The 6,583-nt window shown below is 61.9% G+C and carries 5 protein-coding genes and 1 pseudogene; 4 read left to right on the top strand and 2 right to left on the bottom strand.

The window, feature by feature from the left end; genetic code table 11:
* Positions 1-45 precede the first annotated feature (45 nt).
* On the bottom strand, positions 46-1,350 hold the full coding sequence (locus tag HMPREF3092_RS05050) for a hypothetical protein (protein WP_070424045.1): 1,305 nt from the start codon (positions 1,348-1,350) through the stop codon (positions 46-48).
* A gap of 398 nt (positions 1,351-1,748) precedes the next feature.
* Here HMPREF3092_RS05050 and dnaK point away from each other — a divergent pair, with 398 nt between their 5' ends.
* The 4 genes from dnaK (at position 1,749) to HMPREF3092_RS05030 (ending at position 5,867) form a co-directional block, all read left to right on the top strand.
* The gene (gene dnaK, locus HMPREF3092_RS05045) at positions 1,749-3,599 is read left to right on the top strand and encodes a molecular chaperone DnaK (RefSeq protein WP_019174378.1); all 1,851 of its coding nucleotides are present in this window, start codon (positions 1,749-1,751) and stop codon (positions 3,597-3,599) included.
* A complete protein-coding gene (locus tag HMPREF3092_RS05040) occupies positions 3,599-4,267 on the top strand; it encodes a nucleotide exchange factor GrpE (protein WP_070424044.1) in 669 nt (222 codons plus the stop codon). The genes dnaK and HMPREF3092_RS05040 overlap by 1 nt, the downstream gene beginning before the upstream one ends.
* 137 nt (positions 4,268-4,404) lie before the next feature.
* Positions 4,405-5,412 (top strand): DnaJ C-terminal domain-containing protein, encoded by a 1,008-nt coding sequence (locus HMPREF3092_RS05035; protein ID WP_070424043.1) that lies wholly within the window; start codon positions 4,405-4,407, stop codon positions 5,410-5,412.
* Positions 5,412-5,867 carry a heat shock protein transcriptional repressor HspR gene (locus tag HMPREF3092_RS05030; RefSeq protein ID WP_062023219.1) on the top strand — a complete coding sequence of 152 codons (456 nt, stop codon included), beginning with the start codon at positions 5,412-5,414 and terminating at the stop codon, positions 5,865-5,867. Before HMPREF3092_RS05035 ends, HMPREF3092_RS05030 begins: the two co-directional genes overlap by 1 nt.
* Positions 5,868-5,999: 132 nt before the next feature.
* Here the strand turns inward: HMPREF3092_RS05030 and HMPREF3092_RS11330 are convergent.
* Positions 6,000-6,583: pseudogene (locus HMPREF3092_RS11330) on the bottom strand (hypothetical protein); the annotation flags it as partial.

Below are 6,583 nucleotides of genomic sequence, written 5' to 3'. Positions count from 1 at the left end.
GGCCGGTGGGAGTGTCCCACCGGCCCGATTGCCTATGCTGGTCGATCAGAAGATGCCCTTGTGCTTGGCCGGCTTGCCGAGGTCATTGACTGTGATGTCCTTCGAGGACACGTTCTGGTCGTTGTAGGTCGACTTGTCGCCTTCGGCGCGTTCAACCTGGGTGACCGAAATCGAGTTCTTCAGGCGGCCTTCGGTGGTCTTGCCGTCACCGAACTTGAAGTTGGCGATCAGCTGGTTTTCGCCCTTCTTCACCGGGTTGGACAGGGTGACGAGGAAGGAGCGGGTCGAGGTCTTCTTGTTGAAGCCGAGGTCCTGCGTGTAGGCGCCGTTGAACCAACCCGGGGTGATCAAACGGTCAACGCTTTCGGGGCCGTCTTCGGTCTTCACGTCAACGCGGTAGGACACTGCCGGGTCTTCGCTGAAGTAGCGGTCGGTGCCGACGTTCTTCACGCGCAGTGCGGCGATGCCCGCGTAGCCGGGAACCTTGCCGTCGGTCACGGTGATCTGCGGTTCGAGGTCAAGCTTCTGCTTGCCCGCCGGCTTGCTGCCGCCGTCGCCCTTGATGGGCGAATCATCGGGTTCGATGGTGTTTTCGGTGGGCTTCGGGTTGGGCTTCTCTTCAACCGTGGGCTTGCCTGTCTGATCCGATTCGGAGGCGTTTCCGTAGATCTTGACGCGGACTTCGTTCTTGATCGGCGAGAATGCGCGCCACGCGGTCGGGTTCGACCAGGTGCCGTCGGACTTGCAGTGCTGCTGGGTGCCGATCATGTTGATGGCGCGGAATCCGTAGGTGGCGTCGCCGGTCTTGCCGGCGGGGACATCGTAGGGGCCGATGGTCTGGCCGACGTCCCAGCTCAGGGAGTACGAGGCGGAACCGCCGATGGTCTTGGCCAGTTCCCAGGCGATGCCGAAGTTGCCGGTAGTGTCTTTCTTGGATGCGGAACCGCCGCCGTTGACGGACACGGATTCGGTCTGGCTGCCGTTGACCTCAAGTGAAATCGACTGTGACTTCGAGGTGTTCTGGGTCAGCGGGATCGCCTTGTCGGTGTTGTTGGTGGTGGAGATGGTGCCGACGGGCAGGAACTTGTCGGTGACTTTGTAGACGGTGGTGCGCTTGTCTTCCAGCGCGTTGCACACGGGGTGGGGGTTGAGGACGTTTGCCTTGATGTGGTCGGACTTGTGGGTTGTCTTGACGATCGGCAGGTTCGGGTTGAGGGCTGGGGTTTCCGGGTACTCGTGGGTGTTTGTTGCCGCGGAGGCGGGGGAGGCGGCAGCAACCATGGCCGCGGTCGCTGCGAGTGCTGTCAGACCGCCGGCGGCGGAGCGCAGGAGTGACTGTGTCAGCTTCATCGGGTGGTCCTCTCGTGGTCGTCATTCTTGTGTGGTGACGCATGTCACCGAGTTGACGACTTCAAAGTAACTTACTGGCGAGTTGACTGGGCGGTCACAAAGCTGTCTTTTGTCCAAGATTTCGGACTGGCGGCGTTGCGGGGGTGCGAATAAGTGTTCTGACCAGGGGTTTTATCGGTACTGAAAATTTTTCGGAAGATCGACTTCCGCTGCCGCAAAACTTTTTCCGACGTTTCTTTCCCTGGGGGAATAAGGCCAGGCCCTTTAGAGTTGAGTCTAGTGAACGCAAGTTTAATGAAGGTCTCAGGCTCAATGAGGTTGACGACCCAAGCATCCAGTAGCAGACTTGAGTCAGATGCACTCAGAGTGCGAAGGCTCTTTTGAAAGGAGACACGAACATGGCTCGTGCAGTAGGTATTGACCTTGGAACCACCAACTCGGTCGTCGCGGTTCTCGAAGGCGGCGAACCGAAGGTCATCGCAAACGCTGAGGGCGGCCGCACCACTCCGTCGGTTGTCGCAGTGAACAAGAACGGCGATTCCCTCGTGGGTGAAATCGCCAAGCGCCAGGCTGTTACCAACGTCGAAAACACCGTGTCCTCAGTCAAGCGCCACATGGGCACCGACTGGACCACCAAGCTCGGCGACAAGGACCTTTCGGCACCGGAAATTTCGGCTCGAATTCTGCAGAAGCTCAAGCACGACGCTGAAGAGTACCTGCAGGACACCGTGACCGACGCCGTCATCACCGTCCCCGCATACTTCAACGACGCTCAGCGTCAGGCAACCAAGGATGCCGGCCAGATTGCCGGAATGAACGTCCTGCGCATCATCAACGAACCGACCGCAGCAGCTTTGGCCTACGGTCTGGAGCGCGGCAAGGAAGACGAACTCATCCTCGTGTTCGACCTCGGCGGCGGAACCTTCGACGTTTCGCTCCTGGAAGTCGGCAAGGACGAAGACGACTTCTCGACCATTCAGGTGCGCGCCACCTCGGGTGACAACGAGCTCGGCGGTGACGACTGGGACCAGCGTCTGGTCGACTACCTGGTCGGACAGGTCAAGAACGGCTACGGCGTGGACCTCACCAAGGACCCCACCGCCATGCAGCGCCTCAAGGAAGCTGCTGAGCAGGCCAAGAAGGAACTGTCCAGCGCAAGCAGCACCAACATTTCGCTGCAGTACCTGTCGATGAGCGAATCCGGCCCCATCCACCTGGATGAGTCCATCAGCCGCGCCAAGTTCGAAGAGCTCACCGAGGACCTCCTGGCCCGCACCAAGAAGCCCTTCGAGCAGGTCATCGCAGATGCTGGCGTGAGCCTGTCCGACATCGACCACGTGGTCCTCGTCGGCGGTTCCACCCGTATGCCCGCCGTGACCGAAACCGTCAAGAAGCTCACCAACGGCAAGGAGCCCAACAAGGGCGTCAACCCGGACGAAGTCGTCGCAGTCGGCGCTGCCGTCCAGGCAGGTGTTCTGCGCGGTGACCGCAAGGACGTGCTGCTCATTGACGTCACCCCGCTGTCGCTGGGTCTCGAAACCAAGGGCGGCGTGATGACCAAGCTCATCGAGCGCAACTCGCCGATCCCCACCAAGAAGTCCGAAACCTTCACGACGGCCGAAGACAACCAGCCGTCCGTGTCGATTCAGGTCTTCCAGGGTGAGCGTGAGTTCACGCGCGACAACAAGCCGCTGGGCACCTTCGAACTGACCGGCATTGCACCCGCTCCGCGCGGTGTTCCGCAGATCGAAGTGTCCTTCGACATCGACGCCAACGGCATCGTGCACGTGTCGGCCACCGACAAGGGCACCGGCCAGGAGCAGTCCATGACGATCACCGGCGGTTCGGCTATTCCGCAGGAAGACATCGACCGCATGGTGCGCGAAGCAGAAGAGCACGCTGAAGAGGACAAGAAGCGCCGCGAAGCTGCTGACACCCGCAACAACGCGGAGACTGTTGCCTACCAGACGGACAAGCTCATCAAGGACAACGACGACAAGCTGCCCGAAGACGTCAAGAACGAAGTCCAGGCAGATGTCGACGCTCTGAAGGAAGCCCTCAAGGGTGACGATGACGACGCCGTCAAGCAGGCCTACGACAAGCTCCAGCAGTCGCAGACCAAGCTGGGCGAGGCCATCTACTCGGCAGCTCAGGCTGAAGCCGGTGCGGAAGGCGCACAGGCTGACGCAGGTTCTGCTGACGACGATGTCGTTGACGCTGAAGTCGTTGACGAAGACGAGGAGAAGTAATGACCACCGAGAACCCAGACGGCCGCGACGCCGGCGACCAGGGCTTCTCGTTCAAGGACAACCGTCGGATTGATCCCGAAACCGGTCAGGCCCGCCCCGCGGGTCAGGCCGGGGACGGGGCCGACGCCCCGGAGTCCGAACAGCAGCCGGAAGCCCAGCAGGGTGCAGAGCAGCCGGCCGATGCCTCGGACCTCGGTGTCGAGATTCCCGACGACGCATCGGGCATCGAAGACGCCGAACCGCAGCCGGAATCGGACGAAGCCAAGCGCTACCTTGACGACCTGCAGCGGTTGAACGCCGAATACGCGGCCTACCGCCGTCGTTCGGAACGCGACCAGGAGGTTGCACGCGCAGCTGGTCTGCAGGGCGCGGTTGAAGCTCTCATGCCGGTGCTTGACGAAGTGAAGCTGGCTCGCGAAGCCGGCGACGTCACCGGTCCGTACGAAAAGCACGTCGACAGGCTCCTGGAAGCTCTCGGCAAGCTTGACGTCGTGCAGTACGGCGAAGTCGGCGAAGTCTTCGACCCGAACATCCACGATGCTCTCATGCAGCAGCCTTCGGCTGATGTTGAAGAGCCCACGGTGTTCATGGTCATGCAGCCCGGCTACAAGATCGGCGAACGTGTCATTCGGGCGGCTCGGGTGGGGGTTCACCTCCCCGAAGCCTGACACGCTCACAGCTGCCGAGGCGGAGCTTCCGACCACCCGGAGGGGCACCGAGGTGCCCGACGGGGAAGGTGGGGCTCCGCCTCGGCCGCTAGAAGGACTGAAGAACAGACCATTTCGGCATTGAAAGGAGGGGCCGGATGAACTCGGGACCGCAGAATGAGTGGTTCGAGAAGGACTACTACAAGACGCTCGGAGTCTCCAAGGATGCCTCCGATGCTGAAATCAAGAAGGCCTACCGCAAACTGGCCCGCAAGTATCACCCGGACGCCAATCCGGGCAACGCGGAAGCAGAAGAGAAGTTCAAAGAGATCTCGGCTGCCAATTCGGTGATCGGCGATCCAGAGACCCGCAAACAGTATGACCAAGTGCGCGCCATGGGCGGCGGCGCCAGGTTCCAGGCGGGTGCCGGCGGTGCTGGTGCCGGTGGCTTTGAGGACATCTTCTCCGGCCTGTTCAACACCGGTGGAGGGGGTCGGACTCGTGCCGGTGGATATTCCGGTGGTTACCCTGGCGGGGGCCCGGACCTTTCTGACCTGTTCGGCGGTGGCGGCTTTGGCGGTGGCGGTTTCGGCGGCTATCAGCAGTCTCCGCAGAAGGGCGGGGACATCCGTTCGAAGGCGCGTCTGAGCTTTACGGAAGCGGTTGAAGGCGCCACTGTGAAACTCAAGATGCCCGGTGGCAAGCCACTGACTGTTCGCACTCCCGCGGGAGTGAAGGACGGGCAGGAAGTGCGCGTTCGCGGCAAGGGCAAGCCCAGCCCTAACGGCGGCAAGCCCGGCGATGTGATTCTGACCGTCGAGGTTGCACCGCACAGTGTTTTCACGCGCGATGGCAACAATCTGCGCATGACGCTGCCGGTGACGTTCCCGGAGGCGGCTCTTGGAACTCAGGTTTCGGTGCCCACGCTGGGAGGGCAGCCGGTCACCATGAAGATTCCTGCGGGCACGCCGTCGGGTCGCACACTGCGTCTGCGTGGACGGGGCATTGATGCGAAGTCCGGCAAGGGCGACCTGCTGGTGACCGTCGAAGTGACGGTGCCGCGCAATCTGAACGCGGATGCGAAGAAGGCCGTAGAGGATTTTGCCGCTGCTACCGCGGGCGAAGATCCGCGTGAAGGGCTGCAGAGGAGGGCAGGTGAAGCGTGATGATTCCCGCAGACCGTCCTGTCTACATGATTTCTGTTGCCGCTGAACTGGCCGGCATGCATCCGCAGACACTGCGGCAGTATGACCGTCTTGGGCTGGTGACACCTCAGCGGTCTGCTGGGCGCGGGCGCCGCTATTCGGCTGACGACATTGAGAAGCTTCAGCTGGTGCAGCGGTTGAGCCAGGATGACGGCATCAACCTCGAGGGCATTAAGCGGATCCTGCGGATGCGCGAAGAAATCGAGGCTATGCGCCGCGAACAGGAAGCTATGCGTGCCGAAATGGACGCGATGCGCAGGCGACTGGAAACTGCCGGAAGGATTTTCGCGGCGGCGTCATCTGGAGATGTTGTGTCCTTGTTTGAGGACTCGCAGGGGGCAGGCCGCAGGGCGCGTCCGGCCAGGCGCATTGCCGGTGTTCTCATGCCGGGCACTTCGTCGCGCCGTACCCGGTAGAGGTTCTGCCGGCCGTTTTGCAGTAAGGCTCTGAGCGGCGCGGCTTTTAAGCAACAAGGAGGGGCGGCCCTGTGTGGGCCGCCCCCCCCCTGCGTGTCAGTTCAGAGCGTCAGTTCTGAGGCTGCGTTGTGTTCAGGCCTTGCGGGTGCGGCGGGTGAGCAGAACGGCTGCACCACCGACGGTGAGCAGTGCGGCACCTGCTGCCAGGCCGCCGAGTCCCTGACCGGTGCGCGGCAGGGTGCCGGAGTCGCTGGAACCTGCAACGTTGTCCGATGCACCACCGGAGACGGATCCGCCGCCGCTGCCGGCGTCTTCGGAATCGCTCTTGCCACCCTTGCCGGAGACGACTTCGAAGGAGTCTTCGAGTTTCTGGTCGTCGAATTCAGCGGTGACGGTGTACTTGCCGAGGTAAGCCGACGGGTTGTCCTCGCTGATGCCTTTAATGCTGAAGACCGCGTTGCCGTCCTTGTCAGCCTTGACGGTCTGCTTGAACGGGCGGACGTTCTTGGCGTTGCCGGAGGTGCCTGCAACGTTGAACTTGACTTCGGTGCCGGGCTCGAGGTTTGAAACGACGGCTTTGAGGCCCTTTTCTTCGTTGACGAAGTCAACGGCCTTGACCTTCTTCTCCGACAGGTTCAGAGCCGGGTCCTTAGCCGGAGCTTCTTCCTCTTCGCTGCCGCTGCCCTTGCCGGAGACGACTTCGAAGGAGTCTTCGA

The sequence above is a fragment of the Brevibacterium sp. HMSC24B04 genome, from assembly GCF_001806835.1.
In the GTDB taxonomy this organism is placed as follows: Bacteria; Actinomycetota; Actinomycetes; order Actinomycetales; family Brevibacteriaceae; genus Brevibacterium; species Brevibacterium ravenspurgense.
This window is presented reverse-complemented; position numbering and strand designations above follow the sequence as displayed.